This window comes from Lentzea sp. NPDC102401, assembly GCF_044765805.1.
Classification (GTDB): Bacteria; Actinomycetota; Actinomycetes; order Mycobacteriales; family Pseudonocardiaceae; genus Lentzea; species Lentzea sokolovensis.
Window position 1 is genome coordinate 686,203 of record NZ_JBIWKS010000004.1, and the last position, 21,918, is coordinate 708,120.

General features: G+C 67.6%; 18 protein-coding genes, 2 tRNA genes and 1 riboswitch. Of the genes, 6 read left to right on the top strand and 14 right to left on the bottom strand.

The genetic code is table 11. The annotated features are described in order from the left end of the window. Positions 1-74: 74 nt before the first annotated feature. Positions 75-1,241 (top strand): acyltransferase family protein, encoded by a 1,167-nt coding sequence (locus tag ACIRG5_RS18420; protein WP_402905971.1) that lies wholly within the window; start codon positions 75-77, stop codon positions 1,239-1,241. Here ACIRG5_RS18420 and ACIRG5_RS18425 read toward each other — a convergent pair. After that, a complete protein-coding gene (locus ACIRG5_RS18425) occupies positions 1,163-2,599 on the bottom strand; it encodes an LVIVD repeat-containing protein (RefSeq protein WP_402905972.1) in 1,437 nt (478 codons plus the stop codon). The genes ACIRG5_RS18420 and ACIRG5_RS18425 overlap by 79 nt on opposite strands. Before the next feature lie 409 nt (positions 2,600-3,008). On the opposite strand from ACIRG5_RS18425, the gene ACIRG5_RS18430 reads away from it, so the two are divergent. Both ACIRG5_RS18430 and ACIRG5_RS18435 read left to right on the top strand, forming a co-directional pair. Continuing rightward, on the top strand, positions 3,009-5,291 hold the full coding sequence (locus ACIRG5_RS18430; RefSeq protein WP_402905974.1) for an RNA degradosome polyphosphate kinase: 2,283 nt from the start codon (positions 3,009-3,011) through the stop codon (positions 5,289-5,291). Continuing rightward, positions 5,291-6,208, top strand: a complete 918-nt coding sequence (locus ACIRG5_RS18435; RefSeq protein WP_402906217.1) for an NUDIX domain-containing protein — start codon at positions 5,291-5,293, stop codon at positions 6,206-6,208. The genes ACIRG5_RS18430 and ACIRG5_RS18435 overlap by 1 nt, the downstream gene beginning before the upstream one ends. A 565-nt stretch (positions 6,209-6,773) precedes the next feature. On the opposite strand, the gene ACIRG5_RS18440 is transcribed toward ACIRG5_RS18435, so the two are convergent. From ACIRG5_RS18440 to leuC, 3 genes are all read right to left on the bottom strand, one after another. Next, the gene (locus ACIRG5_RS18440; RefSeq protein WP_402905976.1) at positions 6,774-7,445 is read right to left on the bottom strand and encodes an HU family DNA-binding protein; all 672 of its coding nucleotides are present in this window, start codon (positions 7,443-7,445) and stop codon (positions 6,774-6,776) included. A gap of 187 nt (positions 7,446-7,632) precedes the next feature. Next, positions 7,633-8,235, bottom strand: coding sequence for a 3-isopropylmalate dehydratase small subunit (gene leuD / locus ACIRG5_RS18445; RefSeq protein WP_093593157.1), 603 nt, complete (start codon positions 8,233-8,235; stop codon positions 7,633-7,635). 2 nt (positions 8,236-8,237) lie between these two features. Beyond that, a complete protein-coding gene (gene leuC / locus ACIRG5_RS18450) occupies positions 8,238-9,644 on the bottom strand; it encodes a 3-isopropylmalate dehydratase large subunit (RefSeq protein ID WP_402905978.1) in 1,407 nt (468 codons plus the stop codon). A gap of 73 nt (positions 9,645-9,717) precedes the next feature. Here leuC and ACIRG5_RS18455 point away from each other — a divergent pair, with 73 nt between their 5' ends. Next, positions 9,718-10,419: an IclR family transcriptional regulator gene (locus ACIRG5_RS18455; RefSeq protein ID WP_053736944.1), complete on the top strand. Its 702-nt coding sequence runs from the start codon at positions 9,718-9,720 to the stop codon at positions 10,417-10,419. A gap of 593 nt (positions 10,420-11,012) precedes the next feature. Here ACIRG5_RS18455 and ACIRG5_RS18460 read toward each other — a convergent pair. The 3 genes from ACIRG5_RS18460 to ACIRG5_RS18470 form a co-directional block, all read right to left on the bottom strand. Continuing rightward, positions 11,013-11,085, bottom strand: a tRNA-Glu gene (locus tag ACIRG5_RS18460). A gap of 118 nt (positions 11,086-11,203) precedes the next feature. After that, positions 11,204-11,275, bottom strand: a tRNA-Gln gene (locus tag ACIRG5_RS18465). 150 nt (positions 11,276-11,425) lie between these two features. Next, positions 11,426-12,163 carry an HAD family hydrolase gene (locus ACIRG5_RS18470; RefSeq protein WP_402905980.1) on the bottom strand — a complete coding sequence of 246 codons (738 nt, stop codon included), beginning with the start codon at positions 12,161-12,163 and terminating at the stop codon, positions 11,426-11,428. Positions 12,164-12,542: 379 nt separating this feature from the next. Between ACIRG5_RS18470 and ACIRG5_RS18475 the strand changes: the two genes are divergently transcribed. Next, on the top strand, positions 12,543-13,799 hold the full coding sequence (locus tag ACIRG5_RS18475) for an FAD-dependent oxidoreductase (protein ID WP_402905982.1): 1,257 nt from the start codon (positions 12,543-12,545) through the stop codon (positions 13,797-13,799). On the opposite strand, the gene ACIRG5_RS18480 is transcribed toward ACIRG5_RS18475, so the two are convergent. From ACIRG5_RS18480 to ACIRG5_RS18505, 6 genes are all read right to left on the bottom strand, one after another. Further along, entirely contained in the window at positions 13,789-14,448 is a 660-nt protein-coding gene (locus ACIRG5_RS18480; protein ID WP_319977647.1) for a response regulator transcription factor, read from the bottom strand. The genes ACIRG5_RS18475 and ACIRG5_RS18480 overlap by 11 nt on opposite strands. Before the next feature lie 67 nt (positions 14,449-14,515). Beyond that, positions 14,516-15,274: a fumarylacetoacetate hydrolase family protein gene (locus ACIRG5_RS18485; RefSeq protein WP_319977648.1), complete on the bottom strand. Its 759-nt coding sequence runs from the start codon at positions 15,272-15,274 to the stop codon at positions 14,516-14,518. A gap of 17 nt (positions 15,275-15,291) precedes the next feature. Beyond that, positions 15,292-16,875 (bottom strand): citramalate synthase, encoded by a 1,584-nt coding sequence (gene cimA, locus ACIRG5_RS18490; RefSeq protein ID WP_402905984.1) that lies wholly within the window; start codon positions 16,873-16,875, stop codon positions 15,292-15,294. Between the two features lie 289 nt (positions 16,876-17,164). Next, on the bottom strand, positions 17,165-18,142 hold the full coding sequence (locus ACIRG5_RS18495) for an ABC transporter substrate-binding protein (protein WP_402905986.1): 978 nt from the start codon (positions 18,140-18,142) through the stop codon (positions 17,165-17,167). Next, a complete protein-coding gene (locus ACIRG5_RS18500) occupies positions 18,139-18,879 on the bottom strand; it encodes an ABC transporter ATP-binding protein (protein WP_402905988.1) in 741 nt (246 codons plus the stop codon). The genes ACIRG5_RS18495 and ACIRG5_RS18500 overlap by 4 nt, the downstream gene beginning before the upstream one ends. Then, positions 18,879-19,901, bottom strand: a complete 1,023-nt coding sequence (locus tag ACIRG5_RS18505) for a FecCD family ABC transporter permease (RefSeq protein WP_402905990.1) — start codon at positions 19,899-19,901, stop codon at positions 18,879-18,881. The genes ACIRG5_RS18500 and ACIRG5_RS18505 overlap by 1 nt, the downstream gene beginning before the upstream one ends. Before the next feature lie 32 nt (positions 19,902-19,933). Beyond that, a riboswitch (cobalamin riboswitch) is annotated at positions 19,934-20,053 on the bottom strand. A gap of 104 nt (positions 20,054-20,157) precedes the next feature. On the opposite strand from ACIRG5_RS18505, the gene ACIRG5_RS18510 reads away from it, so the two are divergent. Next, positions 20,158-20,577 carry a YciI family protein gene (locus ACIRG5_RS18510; RefSeq protein ID WP_402905992.1) on the top strand — a complete coding sequence of 140 codons (420 nt, stop codon included), beginning with the start codon at positions 20,158-20,160 and terminating at the stop codon, positions 20,575-20,577. A 72-nt stretch (positions 20,578-20,649) separates the two neighbouring features. Here the strand turns inward: ACIRG5_RS18510 and ACIRG5_RS18515 are convergent, their stop codons facing one another. Next, on the bottom strand, positions 20,650-21,687 hold the full coding sequence (locus tag ACIRG5_RS18515; RefSeq protein WP_191301032.1) for a 3-isopropylmalate dehydrogenase: 1,038 nt from the start codon (positions 21,685-21,687) through the stop codon (positions 20,650-20,652). Positions 21,688-21,918: the final 231 nt, after the last annotated feature.

Genomic DNA, 21,918 nt, shown 5'->3' on the forward strand with positions numbered 1-21,918 from the left:
CATCCGTATCCCCTGCTGCAAACGACGCATCCCCCGACGTCGTTCCCCGACGCGTTGTCCTGAGGTGTACCTGCATGAGTTCATTGACGCACGCCGACTACCTGGCGTTGCGCCGCTTTCCCGCCCTCGACGGCCTGCGTGCCATTGCCGCGGTGCTCGTCGTCTTCTTCCACTACGGCGGCCCCGACTGGCTCCAGGGCTGGGCCGGTGTCCAGATGTTCTTCGTCCTCAGCGGATTCCTGATCACCACGCTGATGCTGCGCGAGGAGACCAGGACCGGCGAGATCTCGCTCGGTGAGTTCTACCTGCGGCGGGCGTTCCGGATTCTGCCGGTCTACTTCGTGGTCCTGCTCGTGACGGTCGCCGGCTCGGTGCTCTTCGGCACGTTCGTCAGCAACGGGATCGGCTCCGCGCTCAAGTACTTCCTCACGTTCACCAACGAGTTCGCCGGCGCCAGCCCGTACGGACAGTCCTGGTCGCTGGGCATCGAGCAGAAGTTCTACCTGGTCTGGCCGCTGGTGGCGATCGCGCTGGGCACCGTCGTGCTGCGGCGCCGCGCCGGTGCCGCCGTCCTGGGCATGCTGCTCGCGCTGGTGGTCGTGAACTTCACGGCGTCGCACAGCAACCCCGGCTGGCCGCTGCACTACTTCTCGATCCTGACCGGCGTGCTGCTCGCGATCGCGTTGCACAGCCCGCGTGGATTCGCCCTGCTGCGCCCACTGACGAACCGGCCCGCGCAGGTGGTCGTCGCCGCGGGATTCGTCGCGGTGCACCTCAGCGTGAAGCCGATCGCCGCTTTCCTCGACGGGATCAACGGAATTCCCGGTCACGTGCTGGTCATCCCGGTGTACGCGCTCGCGACGGCGGTGCTGCTGACCGCGATGATCGCGCCGGGACCGGCCACGACCTTCCTGTCCACCAAGCCGATGCAGTTCGTCGGCGAGCGTTCGTACTCGCTCTACCTGGTGCAGACGATCGCCGCGACGATCATCGCGTTCTTCTGGCCCGCGTTGTCCGGTCTAGGCCAGTCCGTCGTGGTCACGGCGCTGGGGCTGGCGCTGGCGAGTGTCCTCTACGTGACCGTGGAGATCCCGATGATCAACCTCGGCCGGCGCGTGATCACCCGCCAGCGCGCGAAAGCCGCCGTCAGGGCAGGGCTCGCTCAGCAGGGTGCGCCGCAGGCTCCCACGCCGCAGTCCGAGTCGTCGCGGCTCGCGACCATCGGACAGGCCCAGCCGTAGAACGGGTTCGGGGCGAGCGGCACGGGTTCCCGGTCGCTCTCCCTGGCCAGTTCCCTGGCGTGGTGGGCGGTCAGCGTCACGGGCGTGCCGCTCGCCTGCGCCTCGTAGGCGCCCTTCTCCAGCTGCAGGATCTCGACGCCGCGCGAGATGTCCGCCACGAACACGGTGTTCCGGTGCCAGTACGGCGCCCACGAGGTCGCGGTGTCCGGCCGCCAGTACCCGATCTGGATCGGCCTGGCGGGGTTGGAGATGTCGAGGAACCGCGTGCCCTGGTTGTACCAGGAGTAGGCCACGATCCTCTTCTGCACGTCGAAGTAGTGCGCGGAACACGTGACGTCGCCGGGGATCGTGCCCTCCTGGTCGTCCGGGCTCCAGATGCCGACGGTCCTCATCTCCTTGGGCTGCTCGCCCCAGCCCTCACCGTTGTGCGTGCCCTGCAGCGAGGAGATGACGAACCGGCCCTCGGTCTTGCAGGTGGGCGAACCGAACGCCTCCTCGGTGTGCAGCAGCAACGAGCCCGGCGGGTTCTCGCGCGTGGGCAACGGACCGTCGAGCAGCGTGCGGCCGATCGGGCGGAACGAGTTGTGCGTGAACGAGGTCGGCATGTCCGCCTTCGGCACCGTGCCGCCCGCGTACGCGACGGGATCCCACGCCTTCGCCTCGCGGTACTTGCCGCTCAACGGGTCGCGGTGCCAGCCCTGCGTGTAGTAGCCGCGGGTGCCGTCGTCGCCCGCGACCCACGCGATTCCCTGCGCGTCGACCTGGACGTCGTGCGTGATCTTCCCCTCGCCTGCCTTGCCGCGGACGTCGACGGAGACCGGCAGTTCCTTCGGGGTCTTCGGATCACGGATGTCGGTGACGAAGATCCGCCCGGTCTTGGCATCCGACCTGTCCAGTCCTGCCGTCCAGAGGAACTGGCAGTCGTTGACGCAGGTGCTCGTGTGACCGGTGTTCTGCCGGTGAAAGCTGAGGATCTTGAGGTCGGCGGGGTCCACAGCGGACACGATGTAGTTGCCGGTCGGCCGGTCGCCGGGCAGTGCGCGCCCGAACGAGTTGACCTCGCGCGCCAGGAACGCGAGCTTGCGCTTCGGGTCGACGTTGATGTCCTCGTTCTCCCAGAAGCGCTTCGTCGGGTCGTCGCCCGGCAGCGCCATCTCCTCCTTGGTGAGGTGGTCGAGGAGCTTGGGCTGGTCAAGGTCGGTGACGTCGAACGTCTTGAGCCCGGTCTCCATGCTCACGAACGCCACGTCACGCTTGCCGTACTGGGCGAACGCGATCGAGATGGCCCGTTCCGTACCGGGAAGTGAGGCTTTCAGGCGGACGTTCTTCGCCGCCGCCTGCAGTCGTGGTTTGTCCACCTTCGGAATCCTGGCTTCGGCTGAGGCAGCCGAAGCCAGTCCTGCCGTGGTGAAGGCCAACAGGGTCGCCGCGGTGATCGTGGCCATAACCTTCATGAATCGACCCTGGCAGCGCGCCGAACAACCCGTGTAGGTCCGAACGTCTAGGGTTCTGGTCCGTGCAGGCGACCGTGTCTACTTTTAACAGTGACGGCTCTGCCGTCGTTCTGCGTGATGACGGCGTTCTCGTCGACGTGAGTGCCGAAGCCGTCACGGCGGGTGGCTGGCGAATGCTGCGTCCGGGGCAGCGGGTGACCCTCGAACGTAGTCCCGGCGGGGCCGTTACCGCTCTTCGCATGCCTGTTCTGTGACGAGGAGTTCACCGAACGGACGTTCTGCTTAGGGGCGCTCACGACGATAGTGCGCCACAATGCGTGACGTGAGCAAGGACGACGACAACGACGGTAAGGCGACCCCCTCGCGACGCCGCACCTCCGGTGCGAAAGCGGCAGCGGCGACCCCGCGCAAGCCTCCTCGCGCGGCGACCCGGCGGGTGTCCACGACGCGGGCGAAGGTCGAACGGGGCCCCACGGCCGCCGCTCCGTTGCGCGGCGTGCCTTCCGCGCCGCCTGCCGTGACGCCCAGCGCGATACCGACCGACCTGCCGGACGACCGGTATTTCAACCGTGAACTGTCCTGGTTGGACTTCAACGCCCGCGTGCTCGCCCTGGCCGAGGACTCCTCGCAGCCGTTGCTGGAGCGCGCGAAGTTCCTCGCGATCTTCGCCTCGAACCTGGACGAGTTCTACATGGTCCGGGTCGCGGGCCTGAAGCGCCGCGCGGAGACCGGTCTCTCGGTGCGCAGCGCGGACGGGCTCACCCCGCAAGAGCAGCTCGTGTCGATCTCCAAGCGCACGCAGGAACTCGTGGAGCAGCACGCCCGCACGTTCCTCGACCACATCCGGCCGGGCCTGGAAGAGCACCGGATCAGCATCGTGACGTGGGGCGACCTCACGGACTACGACCGGTTGAGGCTCTCCAACTACTTCAGCGAGCAGGTGTTCCCGGTCCTGACGCCGCTGGCGGTCGACCCGGCGCACCCGTTCCCCTACATCTCGGGGCTGTCGCTGAACCTCGCCGTGACCGTGCGCGATCCCGAGGGCGGCGGCGAGCGGTTCGCCCGCGTGAAGGTGCCGGACAACGTGCCGCGCCTGGTGCGGGTGGAGGGGGACCGGTCGTCCACTTCCGCGACCTTCCTGCCGCTGGAGGAACTCATCGCCGCGCATCTGGGCGAGCTGTTCACCGGCATGGAGGTCATCGAGTGCCACGCGTTCCGGGTGACGCGCAACGCGGACCTCGAGGTCGAGGAGGACCGCGACGAGGACCTGTTGCAGGCGCTGGAACGCGAGCTCGCGCGGCGCCGGTTCGGCCCGCCGGTGCGGCTGGAAGTCGCCGACGACATGACCGAGCACATGCTCGAACTGCTGCTGCGGGAGATGGAGGTCGACCCGCACGATGTCGTGACCGTGCCCGGCCTGCTCGATCTGTCGTGCCTGTGGCAGCTCTACGGCATCGACCGCAAGACGTTGAAGGACCCGGCGTTCGTGCCGGCGACGCACCCGGCGTTCGGGGAACGCGAGACGCCGAAGAGCGTTTTCGCGACGCTGCGCGAGGGTGATGTTCTCGTGCACCACCCGTACGACTCGTTCTCCACGTCCGTGCAGCGCTTCATCGAGCAGGCCGCGGCCGACCCGCACGTGCTCGCCATCAAGCAGACGCTGTACCGCACCTCAGGCGACTCGCCGATCGTCGACGCGCTGATCGACGCGGCCGAGGCGGGCAAGCAGGTCGTGGCGCTGGTGGAGCTGAAGGCGCGCTTCGACGAGCAGGCGAACATCAAGTGGGCGCGGGCGCTGGAAAAGGCTGGCGTGCACGTCGTCTACGGCCTGGTGGGCCTGAAGACGCACTGCAAGACGTCGTTGGTCGTCCGTCAGGAAGGCTCGACGATCCGCCGTTACTGCCACATCGGCACCGGCAACTACAACCCGAAGACCGCGCGGTTGTACGAGGACGTCGGCATCCTGACGGCCGAGCCGACGATCGGCGCGGATCTCACCGACCTCTTCAACGTGCTGACCGGTTATGCGCGCCAGGACGAGTACCGCTCGTTGCTCGTCGCGCCCTACGGCGTCCGCAAGGGAATCGTCGACCGGATCAACATGGAGATCGAGCGCGCGCAGGCGGGCGAACCCTCCGGTGTCCGCATCAAGGTGAACTCGCTCGTGGACGAGCAGGTCATCGACGCGCTGTACCGGGCGTCGCAGGCCGGCGTGCCCGTCGACGTGGTCGTGCGCGGCATCTGCGGCCTGAAGCCGGGCATCAAGGGACTGTCGGAGAACATCCAGGTGCGGTCGATCCTGGGCCGGTTCCTGGAGCACTCGCGCGTCTTCCACTTCGTCGCCTGCGACGAGTACTGGATCGGCAGCGCGGACATGATGCACCGCAACCTGGACCGCCGCGTCGAGGTCGCCCTGCGCGTGGCCGACCCGCGGCTGACCAAGCAACTGGCCGACATGTTCGAGTCGGCGCTCGACCCGCACACGCGCTGCTGGGTTCTGCGCGCTGACGGAGAATGGGAAGCCTCGCCGTCGGACGGCTCGTCCGTGCGGGACCATCAGATGGAACTGCTGCACAGGCACGGAGCTCTTGGGTGATCAAAGCTGCTGGGGCGGTGCTCTGGCGCGATGCGGACGGAAACGTCGAAGTCGCGGTCGTGCACCGTCAGCGTTATGACGACTGGTCGTTGCCGAAGGGCAAACTCGACTCCGGAGAGACGATTCCCGCCTGCGCCGTGCGGGAGATCGAGGAGGAGACGGGCTTCTCCTGCGTGCTCGGCCGCCATCTCCGGCAGGTGTCGTATTCGGTGAAGGGCGTGCCGAAGACCGTCGACTACTACGCCGCTCAGGCCGTTTCCGGTTCCTTCGTCGCCAACGAAGAGGTCGACGTTCTGCGGTGGCTGCCGGTCGCCGAGGCGTCGGAGTTGCTCACCTACGCACCGGACCGGGACGTGCTGGCGGAGTTCGCGCGCCTGCCCGCGGACCTGCTGCTGGTCGTGCTGGTGCGGCACGCGAAGGCAGGGAAGCGTTCCGAGTGGGACGGCGACGACGACCTGCGCCCGCTCTCGGACGCGGGCTGGCGTCAGGCCGCCGCACTGCGCACGTTGTTGCCCCTGTGGGCACCGGTGCGCGTCCACACCGCGCCCAGGGTGCGTTGCGCGGACACCGTGCGGGCCGTGGCAACCGACCTGTCCGTGGAGATGGTCGAGGAGCACCGGCTGTCGGAGGAGGGCTACTGGCCCGACCCGGACGCCGGTCTGGTGCGCCTGCTGGAGGTCGCGGCCGACGAAGGCCGGGCCGTCGTCTCCTCGCAGGGCGGGGTGATTCCGTCCGTCGTGCAGTCGCTGGCGGAGATGGGCGGGCTGCGGCTCGACGAAATCCCCTGCAAGAAGGGCAGCGCGTGGGTGTTGGCCTTCACCAGGCCGTTCGGCACGTGGTCCACTTCGGACTCGCCTTCGAGCTGGCCAACCCTGGTGTCGGCGCACTACCTGGCCTCGCCGCTGCCGCGTCCCTAGTCGCTGCTGCAGACGTTTTCAGCCGCCGTCTTCCCGCTCTGACGAAAGTTCGCCTGTGGCAACCAAGTCGGGCCGGAAGGCGGCGGTTTCGCTTGCACCGGGGGCGTTAGCAGGCGTGGCGGCGTTATTTCTATTGGCGGACCGGCGGTTCGGAGGAACCGCGCCGGGCAATCCTCCAGGCCGGGTTCCGGAATTCTGAGTGGCGTCTCACAGTCGTGCCGCGGGCGGGCTGACTCTGGCTCGGCGGAACGTTTCCGGAGCCTCGGCACAGGCTTCTCTCCTGCCTTGCCACGAATGCGGACGGCTCTCCAGGCATGTCAATCACCTCGGCCCCCACGCCGCCTCAGCCGTGTTCCAGGCGTGCCAGGCAGCTCCTCCACGCCTGCTGCGACTTCCCGGACGCCCCAGGCGACTCCCCCACCGCCTTTCGCGAGTTCGCGACTTCCCGGCGAACTCGCCGCCGTCTGCGGAGCAGCGGCCAAAAAACACGAAGGCCCCGGTGTGCGCACACCGGGGCCTTCCGCGTGGTTCCTGAAGTGACGCAGCCTCCCTCAGGAGGCCCGTCTCACTTCTTCTTGGCAGCCGTCTTGCGAGCAGCCGGCTTCGCAGCCGCGGTCTTCGCAGCGGGCTTGGCCGCAGCCGTCGTCTTGGCGGCAGCAGTCGTCTTGGCAGCAGCGGTCTTGCGGACCGCGGGGGCCTTCGCAGCCGCGGCCGGCTTGGCAGCCGCCTTCGTGGCGGTCGCCTTCGCAGGCGCCTTGGCAGCAGCGGGCTTCGCCGCGGCCGTGGTGGTGCGACGGGTCGCGGGCGCCTTGGTGGCGGCCGCGGCCGTGCGGGTGCGCGTCGTGGTCGTCGCGCGAGTCGTCGCGGCCTTGGTCGCCGGAGCCTTGGCAGCAGCGGGCTTCGCGGCGGCAGCGGCCGCGGGCTTCGCGGCAGCCTTGGCGGCAACGGCCTTCGGCAGCTTCTTCGCACCGCTGATGACGTCCTTGAACGTCGAGCCGGGGCGGAACGCGGGCACGTTGGTCTTCTTGACCTTCACGGTCTCGCCCGTGCGCGGGTTACGCGCGGTGCGAGCCGCACGGGCGCGCTTCTCGAAGACGCCGAAGCCCGTGATGTTGACCTTCTCGCCCTTGTTGACGCTGCGGACGATCACGTCCACGAGGCCGTCAACAGCAGCGCCGGCGGTCTTCTTGTCTCCAAGGCGCTCGGCGAGCGCCTCGATGAGCTGGGCCTTATTCACCGTCAGTCCCTCCCAGGACGCTCACGGCCCTAAGAGAGCGGGCCGACTAGAACGCAACGGTAGGCCCAAAACGCGAGAAATACCAATCGCCACGCCAGATTTTTCGTTGTGGCGTGGCTAATTGCGCCCCTTCGAGGGACAGGAGGCGCCGGATTCGCCCCTCTCAAGGGGAGAATCCGGCCCCCTCTCAGACCGCCGGAAGCGGATCCGTTGTGGGCAGCCAAGTCTGGCGATTGCCCTCGAATGCGCTGATCTCAGGCTCGTGGCGCAGCGTCAAAGCGATGTCGTCGAGGCCTTCGAGAAGGCGCCAGCGGGTGTAGTCGTCGATCTCGAACGGGGCAACCAAGTCCTTGGCGCGAACGGTCTTGTCGGTGAGGTCCACCGTGACCGCCGTGCCGGGTTCGGACTCCAGCAACTTCCACAGCAGCTCGACATCGGACTGGCTGCACTGCGCCGCCACGAGCCCCTGCTTGCCGGAGTTGCCCCGGAAGATGTCCGCGAACCGGGACGAGATGACGACGCGGAAGCCGTAGTCCATCAACGCCCAGACGGCGTGTTCCCGAGAGGACCCGGTGCCGAAGTCAGGGCCCGCAACGAGGACGCTGCCCGCCTTGAACGGCTCCTGGTTGAGGATGAAGTGCTCGTCGCCGCGCCAGGCGGCGAAGAGCCCGTCCTCGAACCCGGTGCGGGTCACGCGCTTGAGGTAGACGGCCGGGATGATCTGGTCGGTGTCCACGTTGGACCTGCGCAGCGGCACACCGACGCCCGTGTGGGTGGTGAAGGCGTCCATGGTCAGACCTCCAGGTCTGCGGGGGCGGAGAGGGTGCCGCGCACGGCCGTGGCGGCGGCGACGAGCGGGGAGACGAGGTGCGTCCTGCCGCCCTTGCCCTGCCTGCCCTCGAAGTTGCGGTTGGAGGTCGACGCGCTGCGCTCGCCGGGCGCGAGCTGATCCGGGTTCATGCCAAGGCACATCGAGCAGCCGGCCTGCCGCCACTCGGCGCCCGCGTCGAGGAAGACCTTGTCCAGGCCCTCGTCCTCGGCCTGCTTGCGCACCCGCATCGAACCGGGGACGACCAGCATCCGTACTCCTGAAGCGACGTGCTTCCCCTTGATGACGTCCGCCGCGGCGCGCAGGTCCTCGATGCGCCCGTTGGTGCAGGAGCCGAGGAACACCGTGTCCACGTGGATGTCGCGCAGCGGCGTGCCGGGCTCGAGGCCCATGTACGTCAGCGCCTTCTCCGCGGCCACGCGCTCGTTCTCGTCCACGATCTTCTCGGGGTCGGGGACGTTCGCGCTCAGAGGCAGGCCCTGGCCGGGGTTCGTGCCCCACGTGACGAACGGAGTGAGCTCGGCCGCGGAGATGTGGACCTCCGCGTCGAAAGTCGCGTCGTCGTCGGTGCGCAGCGTCTTCCAGTACTCGACGGCCGCGTCCCAGTCCGCGCCGGACGGCGCGTGCGGACGACCGAAGATGTAGTCGAAAGTCGTGTCGTCCGGTGCGATCATGCCGGCGCGCGCGCCCGCCTCGATCGACATGTTGCAGACCGTCATGCGCGCTTCCATCGACAGCGCCTCGATGGCGTCGCCGCGGTACTCGAGCACATAGCCCTGTCCGCCACCGGTTCCGATCTTCGCGATGACGGCGAGGATGATGTCCTTCGCCGTGACGCCTTCGCCGAGCGGGCCGTTGACGTTGATGGCCATCGTCTTGAACGGACGCAACGGCAACGTCTGCGTCGCCATCACGTGCTCCACCTCGGACGTGCCGATGCCGAACGCCAGCGCGCCGAACGCACCGTGGGTGCTCGTGTGACTGTCGCCGCACACCACCGTCATTCCCGGCTGCGTGAGGCCGAGCTGCGGGCCCACCACGTGGACGATGCCCTGCTCGAAGTCCCCCATCGGGTGCAGCCGCACCCCGAACTCCGCGCAGTTGCGCCGGAGCGTCTCAACCTGCGTGCGCGACACCAGATCCGCGATCGGCTTGTCGATGTCGACGGTCGGAACGTTGTGATCCTCGGTGGCGATCGTGAGATCGGCCCTGCGCAGCTTGCGGTTCGCAAGGCGCAGCCCGTCGAACGCCTGGGGGCTGGTGACTTCGTGCAGCAGATGGAGGTCGATGTAAAGCAGGTCCGGCTCCGCGCCACTTCCGTGGCGCACAACGTGTGCCTCCCACACCTTCTCCGCGAGCGTGCGGCTCATCGCGACATCTCCCACATTATGGACGCGCCGACAGATCTGGACTTCTCACTGTCTGGGAAGTTAGTATCGGCTTGTGGGACAGCATAGCGGGATCGGCGTGCTGGACAAGGCAGTGGCCGTGTTGAACGCCGTAGCAAAAGATCCTTGTGGCCTGGCCGAGTTGTGCAACCGCACCGGCCTCCCGCGAGCGACCGCGCACCGCCTGGCCGTAGGCCTTGAGGTGCACAGGTTGCTGCGCCGAGGCTCCGACGGCCGCTGGCGCCCCGGCGCCGCTCTGGCCGAACTCGCGGGCGGCGCGACAGACCCGTTGCTGGACGCCGCTTCCTCAGTACTGCCGCGCCTGCGCGACATCACCGGCGAGAGCGTGCAGCTCTACCGCCGCGACGGCATGCAACGAGTCTGCGTCTCCTCGGCAGAACCGCCTTCAGGCCTGCGCGACACAGTTCCCATCGGCGCCAGGCTCCCGATGACAGCGGGCTCAGGCGCCAAGGTCCTGGCCGCGTGGTCAGACCCGGGCACCCAACGCGCAGTCCTGGCCGACGCCGTCTACGGCGAACGCACCCTGCTGGAAGTCCGCCGCCGAGGCTGGGCACAAAGCGTGGCAGAACGAGAACCAGGCGTAGCTTCAGTCTCAGCCCCAGTACGAGACTCCTCAGGCGCCGTAGTGGCCGCAGTCTCGGTAAGCGGCCCAATTGACCGAATGGGCCGCCGCCCAGGCGCCCGCTGGGCAGCGGACCTACTGGCCGCAGCCGAAGCGCTACAAAGCCGCCTCTAAAGCACCAACGCACACCCCCGGCCGCTCTCCCCCAGGGAGGGCGGCCGGCACCTTTCCCACCCCCGACACGCCGCCCATCCCAAACGACACGCGGCAACCACCCCTCAACAGCCCCCAGGGCCATCCGGCCCAACGCCACCCGAAGAAGGGCCCCACGCAAGCGGAAGTCAGGAGAGGCGAGAGGCAAGGCCGAGGAGGCGAAGGTGCCGCGGCGAGAAACGAGCCGGAAGGGCAGCGGGCAGGCCTGGCAAGCGAAGCGGGGCGCAGCGATTACGGGCGGCAACCTGATGGATAGACGGCGATGTCGCAGTGGCTGAGTTTGCTAGACGCCAAGGGATAAGACCCCACAGACCGCCAGGAATGCACGCCCACAAATTGGGTGATCACCGTCACGCAAATCAACAGGACGAGCGAAGCGAGGCCCAACCCATTCGCGAGCGCAGCGAAGCGCTGACCGAATGGTCCGGGCAACACCCACGCCGGGGGTCCGGGGGCGGAGCCCGCCGGCTGGGGGTCTGGGGGCTCGGCCCCCAGAGGACGCATGCGAAAGAGGCCTGTCTGCGCACTCCGCAGACAGGCCTCTGACACCTCTGTAGCCCCGAAGGGATTCGAACCCTCGCTACCGCCTTGAGAGGGCGGCGTCCTAGGCCGCTAGACGACGGGGCCCTAGAACTTCTTGCTGGTTTGAACCTTATCAGATCGCTCTGGCCGGTCCAAATCCGGCTATTCAATTCTATTTTCAGCAGCTCCGAAAGCTTACCCGAGGGCAGTTCTTCCGCAGCAGCTGGGGTACCAGGACTCGAACCTAGACTAACTGAACCAGAATCAGTCGTGCTGCCAATTACACCATACCCCATTGGCTTTCACGATCGACTTCGTTGTCCCGAAGGAGTTCCGAGGTCCTCGTTGCTGCCGTGAGAAATACTAGACCACGCCCCCACCAGAAGTGAAATCGGCCCCCACCTGAACGCATACACGCAGGTAGGGGCCGGTCTCAGAGCACATCTCAGGCGCTGGCGGTGGAGAGCTCGCAGACGAGGAGCTCCGGCAGTTCCGCGAGCGTCGTGATGGACGACAGACCCGCGGGCAGTGTGCCGCCGGTGGGGCCGGTGCGGTTGATCCAGACGCCGTGCATTCCGGCGTCGCGCGCACCGATGGCGTCGGCGTGCAGGCGGTCTCCCACGTGGACGGTGTCGCCGGGCGAGACCCCCAGGGCGAGGCACGCGGTGTGGAAGATCACGCGGTCCGGCTTGGCGCAGCCCACCTCGCCGGCGATGAGGACAGCGTCGAAGTACTCGGAGAGACCGAGCTGGGCGATCTTGACGCGCTGGTGACGGCCGGACGCGTTGCTGATCGCGGCGATGGGCAGGCCGGTGGCCCGCAGCCAGTCGAGCATCGGGATGACGTCCGGGAACAGGCACCAGCCGGAGCTGAGGACCTCCTGGCGGCCGATCTCGCGGCGGGTGGCTTCCTCCAGCTCGAGGTCCTCGCCGAGTGCGGCGAAGAAGGCCTGGGTGCGGATGTTGCGCATCGCCTCGTACTGGAGCTCACCGGCGAGCTGACGGGAGACGTGGTCGTCGGTGATTCGCTGCCACAACGACCAGGCGTCGGCGTTACCGACCATCGAGGCCAACGCGGCTCGCGATGAACTGCTGTAGTCGACAAGTGTGTCGTCGACGTCCAGGCAGACAGCGCGGATCTCGCCGGTTCTCTTACGCGTGAAAGTCGGGGACGCAGTTGTCACTCCGGAAGGTTAGGTGCGAGGGGGCCTCGTCCGATTCGGCTAACGAGGTGATTCCTATAGGTCCTTGCACGATCCAGCGGACCTCGAGGCCCCGAACGAACCAGTGACACTCCTCCGAGCGCCGAATGCAATCACCCGGTCGAGTGTTATTCGGCGGTGCAACGATCCCTGCCCGAACGGGCGGTTCCGCGAGCGCGACACCCTAGCTCGCACAACGACATCCCGCACCAGCCGCAACCTTTTCGATGCCTGGGTTCTCAGACTGTCCACATTGGACCGACCCGGACGAGAGCCGCGCCACTGGAACTCCGCTTGACGCACCTCGCGATCAAGAGCATGCTGGAGTTAATTCAACACTGGTTGAAAAGAGGGGATCGACATGGAGAGGACGACCTGTCTCGTCGTCGGCGGCGGACCTGCCGGAATGGTGCTGGGACTGCTCCTGGCACGCGGTGGCGTCGAGGTCACGGTGCTGGAGAAGCACGGTGACTTCCTGCGCGACTTCCGCGGCGACACGGTGCACGCGTCGACGCTCAACCTGCTGGACGAACTGGGGCTCGGTCCGGCGTTCGAGCAGGTGCCGCACCAGGACGTCGACAAGATCGAGGCCCTGCTCGACGGCGGCGCCAAGGCCACGATCGCCGACCTGTCGCGGCTTCCCGGCCCGAACAAGCGCATCGCGATGGTGCCTCAGTGGGACTTCCTGGACCTGCTGGCGGACGCGGGCAAGCTCGAACCGACGTTCACGCTGCGGATGAACACCGAGGTCACCGCGATCACCAAGAGCGGCAACAGGGTCACGGGAGTGAAGTACCGGGACCGCGTCGACGGGCACGAGGGTGAGATCACAGCGGACCTCGTCGTGGCGGCGGACGGGCGGAGCTCGATCCTGCGCGCGGCCGTGGAACTGCCGGTCTACAGCTTCGGCGCGCCGATGGACGTGTGGTGGTTCCGCCTGCCTCGCAACGAAAGCGACCCGGTCAAGGGTGGGGGCGGCAGGTTCAGCGCCGGCAGTGGACTCGTGCTCATTCCACGCGGCGAGTACTTCCAGTGCGCTTTCCTGATCCGCAAGGGAACGGACGAAGCCGTGCGCGCCGAGGGTGTCGAGAAGTTCCGCGAACGGGTCGTCACGCTCGTCCCGTGGCTCGCGGACCGGGTCGAGCACATCAGGACCATCGACGACCCGAAGCTGCTCGACGTGAAGCTGGACCGGTTGCGGCACTGGCACGTCGACGGGCTGCTGTGCATCGGTGACGCAGCGCACGCGATGTCACCGGTCGGCGGAGTGGGCATCAACCTCGCCGTGCAGGACGCGGTCGCCGCGGCCACCGTGCTCGCGCGCCCGTTGCGGGACGGCGGGGTCACGAGCGCGACGCTCGCGAAGGTGCGCGGGCGCAGGCTGTTCCCGACCGTGGTGATCCAGACGATGCAGCGGGTCATCCACCGGCTGTTCCTGGGCCGCAAGCTCGACAGCACGGCGACGGTCTCGAACACCGGCACGCCGTTCATGCTCAAGGTCGCGCGGAAGCTGCCGTTCCTGCAGGCGGTGCCGGCCTACATGATCGCGATCGGGCCGCGTCCCGAGCACGCGCCGGACTTCGCGCGCAGGGCACCGCAGACCATCGCTAGGTCGTGACGAAGGCCTCGGAGCTCTCGCCGAGCACCAACGCCACGGCATGGGCGCGGTCACGGGCGCCCAGCTTGCGCAGGATCGCCTTCACGTGGGTCTTCACGGTGTCGTTGCTGATGAAGAGCCGCTGGGCGATGCGCGCGTTGTCCATCCCCTTCGCCATCTCGGCCAGCACGTCGAACTCCCGTGCCGACAGCCGGCCGAGTGACGCGGGTGGAGGCATCCGCGACGGCAGGCGCGCGAGCGATCCCACCCGCGCGTCGATCGTGGCGGGAGCACCCCGCACCGCGGCCGCGATCAGCGGTAACAGCTCGGCCACCGGCGAGGTCTTCAGCAGGTAGGCCACCGCGCCGGCGTCGAGAGCGGCGCGGGCCCAGCTCGGACTGTCCGCATTGGACAGCACGACGACGCGGGCGCTCGGTCTGTATTGCGCCGTGTCCCGCACGGTGCGCAGCGGTCCGGCGCCCGGCACGTCGAAGTCCGTGACGACCAGGTCCACCACAGTGCCGCGCAGGCTGCGCGCAGCCTCGGCCACGGTGTGGGCGATGCCCACAACGCGGAAGCAGTGCGTGCGGTGCAGCGAAAGCCGCAGCCCTTCGGTGATGAGCTGCGATCCGTCGACCAGCAACACACGGGTGGACGCCAGGTCCGTCATGACACCGGGAAGTTACTCGCGGGTACCCGGATGCGTAACCTGCCGGACGCCGGATTGCTCCGTACGGCTACCTATTTGCGACCGGATTGGTGAGCGTGCCGAGGCCGTCCACAGTCACGGAGACCGTCTGTCCGGCCCTCATCGGCCCGACGCCGGCCGGCGTACCGGTCAGGATCAGGTCGCCCGGCAGCAGCGTCATGATGCCGGAGACGTACTCCACGAGTGACGGAATGTCGTGCACCATCAACGAAGTACGGCCGTCCTGTTTGACTTCCCCGTCGACTTCGGTGACGACGCGGACGTCGGAGGGGTCGAACTCGGTCTCGATGAACGGACCCAACGGACAGAACGTGTCAAAACCCTTGGCACGCGTGAACTGCACGTCCTTCTTCTGCAGGTCGCGCGCCGTGACGTCGTTGGCGATCGTGTAACCCATGATCACACTGGCGGCCTTGGCCTTCGGCACGTCGCGGCACGGCTGGCCGATGATGACCGCCAGTTCGCCCTCGAAGTCGACGCGCTCGGACACGGCCGGGAGCTTGATCTCCACGTTCGGGCCGACCACCGACGTGTTGGGCTTGAAGAACAGCAACGGCTCCGCGGGAACCTCGTTTCCGAGTTCCTTGGCGTGGTCGGCGTAGTTCCGCCCCACACCAATGATCTTGGTGGGCAGGATCGGCGCGAGCAGCCTCACGTCCGCCAGCGGCCACTTCCGGCCGGTGAACGTGGGCGTGCCGAAGGGGTGTTCGGCGATTTCCGCGGCCTCGTCGCCATGAACGGCGACGAAGGCCACGCCTTGGGGATGAGCAATTCGGGCGATGCGCACGGCCCCAGTTTACGAGGTCAGCCGCTTCGCATGGATTTGTGCACCAGCGCGTCACACAACGCCAGCCAACTCGCCTCGACGATGTTCCCGTGCACACCCACCGTCGTCCACTCCCGCTCACCGTCGGTGGACTCCACCAGAACACGGGTCACGGCATCGGTACCGGGATGTTCGGTCAGGATGCGCACCTTGTAGTCGGCCAGCTCCACAGTGTCCAACCAGGACAGGTGCGGCAACAACGCCTTGCGCAACGCCGCGTCCAGAGCGTGCACGGGCCCGATGCCCTCGGCCGTCGCGATGACCCGCTCCCCCGCCACGTGCACCTTGACCGTGGCCTCGGACACGATCTCGCCGTCCGAGCGGTGATCGAGCACGACCCGGTAGGACTCCAAGGTGAAGGGTGGAGTGTCCAGTTCGGACAGCTCGGTGCGCAGCAGGAGCTCCATCGAGGCGTCGGCGGCCTCGAACGACCAGCCCTTCGCCTCCAACTCCTTCACGCGCTTCAACGCGCTGCCGACCTCGGTCCCCCGGCCGGCCAGGTCGAGCCCGAACTCACGTCCCTTGAGTTCGATGCTCGCCCGACCGGCCATCTCGGTGACCAGCACCCGCATGTCGTTGCCGACGGTGTCCGGATCGATGTGGTTGTACAGCTCCGGATCCACCTTGATCGCGCTCGCGTGCAGACCCGCCTTGTGAGCGAATGCTGACGACCCGACATAGGCCTGGTGGGTGTCGGGTGCGATGTTCGCGATCTCGGCCAACGCATGGGAGACACGGGTGAGCTCGGCCAGCGCTCCGATCGGGAGCACCTCCATGCCGAGCTTGGTCACGAGGTTTCCCACGACGGCGAACAGGTCCGCATTGCCTGCCCGCTCGCCATATCCGTTGGCGGTGCACTGAACGTGCGTCGCGCCCGCCTGAACGGCCGCGAGTGTGTTCGCCACCGCGCAGGACGTGTCGTCCTGGCAGTGGATTCCTACCCGGAAACCGGTCTTCTCGACGACCTCCGCGACCGTCTCCGCGAGCCCCAACGGCAACTGCCCGCCGTTGGTGTCGCACAGCACGACGACGTCCGCGCCACCCTCCACAGCGGACTCCAGCACGCGCAACGACGTGTCCGGCGAGAACGCGTACCCGTCGAAGAAGTGCTCGGCGTCGAGAAAAACGCGCCTTCCGTGGTCCTTCAGGAACCGGACGGTGTCGCGCACCATCTTCAGGTTCTCGCCGGCGTCCGTGCGCAGTGCGCGCTCGATGTGCCTGAGGTCCGACTTGGCCACCAGCGTGACCACCGGCGCCTGACTGTCGAGCAGCGCCTTGACCTGCGGGTCTTCCTCGACCTTGACGCCGGCCTTGCGCGTGGCCCCGAACGCGACCAGCTTGGCGTGCTTCAACTCCAGGTCCCCGGCCGCGGCACGAGCGAAGAACTCCGTGTCCTTGGGCAGTGCGCCAGGCCAGCCGCCCTCGATGAACCCGACGCCGAGCCCGTCCAGCAGCCGCGCGACCGCGAGCTTGTCCGTGACGGAGTACGAAATGCCCTCACGTTGTGCGCCATCGCGCAACGTCGTGTCGTAGACGTGGAACTCGTCGGTCGGGCCGGCCATCGGGGTTCATCTCCTCATCCGGGCAAACAAAAAGACCCCCCGCGGGATGCGAGAGGTCTGCGCGTCGGGTGCCAGGGGCGGCAACTACCCGACGCGCTCGTCAATAATGATGGCAACGTGCTGAAGCATGTCGGCGATGCTGCCACAGCCCGGCGCGGTGTACCAAGCGACGGGAGGAAATCTCCCACTATCTGGTCACGGGTTCACGCCTGTGACTGAACGCGAAGCGCCCTTCCGCTGGAACAGGAACCGGCCGCCGCACCCGCCCCGCGCGGTGCCGCGCGACGCCTCACCCCTGGGACAGGAACTTCGCGAACGCCTCGATCGAAGCCGCGTTGCGAGGCGACTCCACCAACGCCGCATACGGCAGCGAGAAGAACCGCTTCCCCCGAACCGCGGGCGAGTTGGCGAGCGGGGCGAAGCCCTCCAGGAACGCCTGCTTCTGCTCAGGGGTGTTCGCCTCCCCGTCCGCGTAGTCCACGATCAACACGACATCCGGGTCCCGCTGCACGACGGTCTCCCAGTTGACCGTCGTCCAACTGTCGTTGAGATACCCGAAGATGTTGTCCCCGCCGGCCTTCGAGATCACGTCCTGAGGCGCGGCGTTCTTCCCGGACGTGAACGGCTGGTCCTGCCCGCTGTCGTAGAGGAACACCTTCGGCCGAGGCTTGCCCTCCATCAACCGTCCGGCGGCGGCGATCTGCTCCTGGTACCCCTTCACGAGCTCCTCGGCCTTCGCCTCGACCCGGAAGATCTTCCCGAGGTTGCGCAGGTCCGTGTACAGCGCGTCCAGCGCGGGCATGATCCCGCGCTGCTTCCCCACCCCGTTCCGGCAGGCCTCGGTCAGCTGGTACGTCCCGATCCCCAGAGCCTTCAACGAGTCCGGCGTGAACCCGGTGCTCTCGCTGAACCCGTAGTTCCACCCGGCGAACACCAGATCGGCGTTGACCCCCTGCACGACCTCCTTGGAGATCTTGTCGGACAGGTGTTTCACGCTGCCGAACTCGGCCTTCCACGGCGAGGTCCGCACGTCGACGGTGTCGACACCGGACACGACGTAACCCGCCATCCGGTCCTTCAACCCCAGCGCGAACATCAACTCGGTGATGCCGGTGTCGTTGGTGACCACTTTGGACGGAATCCTGTCGAACGTGACCTGCTGACCGCAGTTCGTGACGGTCACCGGGTCGGACGCGGAGGTGTCCTGGGCGACCGTGGCGCCGCAGCCGGAGATCAACAGCACAGCCGCGCACACAACAGTTCTCAAGGGGTGACCTCCTGGTCGAACAGGAGCTGGGGAACTCCCGTGGTCGGATGCCGCACGACGTGCGCGGTGACGTGGAAAACCTTGGCGATCAGTTCAGGTACGAGAACGTCCACAGGCGTGCCCGACGCGACGATCCGTCCTTCGTCCAGCACGTACAGCCGATCGCAGAAGGAAGCGGCGAGGTTCAGATCGTGCAGAACCGTCAGAACCGTGACGCCCAGCCCACGCGTGAGCCTCAACACGTCGAGCTGATGCCGGATGTCGAGGTGGTTGGTGGGCTCGTCCAGCACGAGCACGCGCGGCTCCTGGGCGATCGCGCGAGCGATGAGAACGCGCTGACGCTCCCCACCGGACAGACTGAGGAAGCTGCGCGAAGCGAGATGCGAAACGTCCACGGTGGACAGTGCCTCGGAAACCACCCGGGAATCACGCGCGGGATCGCGGTCGTGCGGCAGCCTGCCCATCTCCACGACCTCGGCGACCGTGAAGTCGAACTCGACCTGCGACTCCTGGGTCAGTGCGGCTAGGTGGCGGGCGACGTCGTGTCGTTTGTGGACGTTCTCGCCGTCGAGCAGGACGGTGCCGGCGTCGGGCTTGAGCGCCCGGTACACGCAGCGCAAGGTCGTCGACTTGCCGCTGCCGTTGGGGCCGACGATGCCGACGACCTCACCAGAGGCGGTCAGCGAAATGCCGGAGATGATGTTCCGGACGGTGACGTCGTGCAGCTCGACGCGCATCAGCGGCCTCCGAAGACGTAGGACCTGCGGCGCATCAGGAAGATGAAGCACGGCACGCCGAGTGCGGCCGTGATGACGCCCAGCGGCAGTTCCTCCGGCGCCGCGAGCATCCGCGCGGCCACGTCGACCCAGACCAGGAACGACGCTCCGGCCAGCGGTGCGAGGGCCAGGACCTTGCGGTGATCGGCGCCGACGACCATGCGCGTCAGGTGCGGCAGCATCAGCCCGACGAACCCGACGGCACCGCTGACCGCCACCAGCACGCCGGTCATGGCGGCGGTGACGATGAACAGGTGCGTGCGGAACCGGTCGACCGCGACGCCGAGCGTGGTCGCGGTCTCGTCGCCCATCGCCAGCGCGTTGAGCTGCCGCGCCTTGGTCGCCAGGTAGACGATTCCGGCCGCGGTCACGACGGCGGCGACGGGCAGCGACTGCCAGTTCGCCCCGCCGAGGCTGCCGAGCAACCAGAACATCGCGGCCCGCGCCGCCTCACCGCGCGGCGCCTGGAACACCAGCAGCATCGCCACGGCGGAGAACCCGTACGCGAGCGCAGTCCCGGTCAGCACCAGCCGCAACGGTGTGAGCCCTCGGCTCGTGCGCGCGGTGATGTAGACCAGGGCCGTGGCGCCGAGACCGGTCAGGAACGCCCCCACCGACAACGCGTAGACGCCGAGGCCGGACAGGATTCCGAGCGTCGCCACGGCCGTCGCCCCCACGCTCGCGCCCGACGAGATGCCGAGCACGTACGGGTCTGCCAACGCGTTGCGCACCATCGCCTGGATCGCGACGCCGACGGTGCTCAGACCCGCTCCCACGACCGCGGCCAGCAGCACGCGGGGAAGCCGGATGTCCCAGACGATGTGGTACTGCCCGGCGAGATCGGCGGGGATCGTGCCACCGGTCAGCGCCGCCCACAGCAGTTCGAGCGTGAGGTCGAACGGAACGGAGACCGGGCCGAGCGCGACGCCCGCGACGAGGCTGACGGCGAGCACGCCGACGAGCGTGCTGATCTTGGAGAGCACTGGGTCCTTCCCGCAGTCCACGGCGGAGTCGGAAGTTCTCGGGCACCGTGAGCGGGTGTTCGGGCTCGTCCCAGGTGGGACCTACCGTTGCGGGTCAGCGCCGGACTTCGACCGGTCTTCCCCCACGCACGACTGACCCGACCCTACCTGCGAAAACAGAAAGTTCGAAAATTCTCCGGGTGTGATGTCGATCCGGTCCGCGGCCCGTTCGACCTGTGGACGTCACCGAGGAAGACACCGAGCGAGGAGATCCACCGTGAAGTACATGCTGATCATGCGCGCCACCGACGAGGCCTACGCGAACATGGGCGAGTTCGACTTCGACAAGATGCTGGAGATCGTCGGCGCGTTCAACGAGGAACTGATCCGCGCCGGTGTGCTGCTGGCCGCCGAGGGTCTCTCCGAACCGTCCGAGGGCGTCGTCGTCGACTACTCCGCCGAACCGCCGGTCGTCACGGACGGCCCGTACGGCGAGACCAAGGAGCTGTTCAACGGCTTCTACCTGCTCAACGTGTCCTCGAAGGAGGAGGCGATCGAGTGGGCCAAGCGCATGCCGCTGATCGGCCCGGGGTTCAAGACCGAGATCCGGCGCGTGCCGACGATCGACGAGTTCCCGCAGGACAACGAGTGGATCAAGAAGGAGCGCGCGTGGCGTGAGGCCAACGGCCAGCTCTGACCGACGCGCGGAAACGCCGAAGCCCCGGCCGGAAGATCCGGCCGGGGCTTCAAAACGTCAAGCGGATGAACCTCAGCCAGTGCGGACGTTCGACGACACGAGTGCCGCGAGACGGTCGCCGATGGCGTAGGTGGCCCCAGGCGACTGGTGGTCCCTGGTAGCGAGATCAAAGGCCACGGAGGCCTCGATCCGGCGGGCCGACTCGTGCTCGCCGAGGTGGTCGAGCAGCAGCGCGACCGACAGCACGGCGGCCGTCGGGTCCGCGATGCCCTGGCCCGCGATGTCCGGCGCCGAACCGTGCACCGGCTCGAACATCGACGGGTTGCGGCGGGTCACGTCCATGTTTCCCGACGCGGCCAGGCCGATGCCACCCGTGACGGCGGCGGCGAGGTCGGTCAGGATGTCGCCGAACAGGTTGTCGGTGACGATCACGTCGTAACGGCCCGGGTCGGTGACCATGTGAATGGTCGCCGCGTCCACGTGCTGGTAGGCCACGGTGACGTCCGGGTGCTGCAGCGAGACCTCCTCCACGACGCGCGACCACAACGAGCCGGCGTGCGTGAGGACGTTCGTCTTGTGCACCAAGGTCAGGTGCCGGCGCTGACGGTTCGACGCACGCGCGAAGGCGTCCCGAACCACGCGCTCGACGCCGAACGAGGTGTTCAGCGAGACCTCGGTGGCGATCTCGTGCGGCGTGTCCTTGCGGAGCAGGCCGCCGTTGCCCGCGTACGGGCCTTCCGTGCCCTCGCGGACCACCACCATGTCGATCTCCGGCGGGTCCGCGAGCGGGCTGCGGACACCGGGGTAGAGACGAGCCGGGCGGAGGTTCACGTGGTGGTCGAGTTCGAAGCGCAGCCTCAGAAGCAGGCCCCGCTCCAGAATTCCGCTCGGCACCGACGGGTCGCCCACCGCGCCGAGCAGGATCGCGTCGTGCTGGCGAAGCTCTCCCAGCACCGACTCGGGCAACAACTCTCCCGTGGCGTGCCAGCGCGCCGCGCCGAGGTCGTAGCGAGTGATCTCGGCCGCCGGAACGACCTCTCCGAGGACCTTCAGGGCCTCAGCGATGACCTCGGGCCCGATCCCGTCTCCTGGGATCACTGCGAGCCGCATCCACACACCTCCCAGGTGTCAGTCCCCAATTGGTGGGACTACTTTCCTTCGCGAAAGGCTACCGGCATCCAGGCCGCCCGCCGCATGCCGGACACCCCATCGGGGTGTTATCTCCCGTACTGCGGGACACCCACACGGCCCATATCCCACTTTCGAGTGTCACTCGACCGCAGGAACGGGGTCGCGTCAAGGGGTGACGGCAGGCAGTTCCTGGCCGTGACGTGCCGAGAG

Excerpts from the sequence above, each read along its gene's own strand:
- ACIRG5_RS18420 (WP_402905971.1), top strand. The coding sequence starts at position 75 with ATGAGTTCATTGACGCACGCCGACTACCTGGCGTTGCGCCGCTTTCCC.
- ACIRG5_RS18430 (WP_402905974.1), top strand. The coding sequence starts at position 3,009 with ATGCGTGACGTGAGCAAGGACGACGACAACGACGGTAAGGCGACCCCC.
- leuD (WP_093593157.1), bottom strand. The coding sequence starts at position 8,235 with ATGGACGCCTTCACCACCCACACGGGCGTCGGTGTGCCGCTGCGCAGG.
- leuC (WP_402905978.1), bottom strand. The coding sequence starts at position 9,644 with ATGAGCCGCACGCTCGCGGAGAAGGTGTGGGAGGCACACGTTGTGCGC.
- ACIRG5_RS18475 (WP_402905982.1), top strand. The coding sequence starts at position 12,543 with ATGGAGAGGACGACCTGTCTCGTCGTCGGCGGCGGACCTGCCGGAATG.
- ACIRG5_RS18480 (WP_319977647.1), bottom strand. The coding sequence starts at position 14,448 with ATGACGGACCTGGCGTCCACCCGTGTGTTGCTGGTCGACGGATCGCAG.
- cimA (WP_402905984.1), bottom strand. The coding sequence starts at position 16,875 with ATGGCCGGCCCGACCGACGAGTTCCACGTCTACGACACGACGTTGCGC.
- ACIRG5_RS18500 (WP_402905988.1), bottom strand. The coding sequence starts at position 18,879 with ATGCGCGTCGAGCTGCACGACGTCACCGTCCGGAACATCATCTCCGGC.
- ACIRG5_RS18515 (WP_191301032.1), bottom strand. The coding sequence starts at position 21,687 with ATGCGGCTCGCAGTGATCCCAGGAGACGGGATCGGGCCCGAGGTCATC.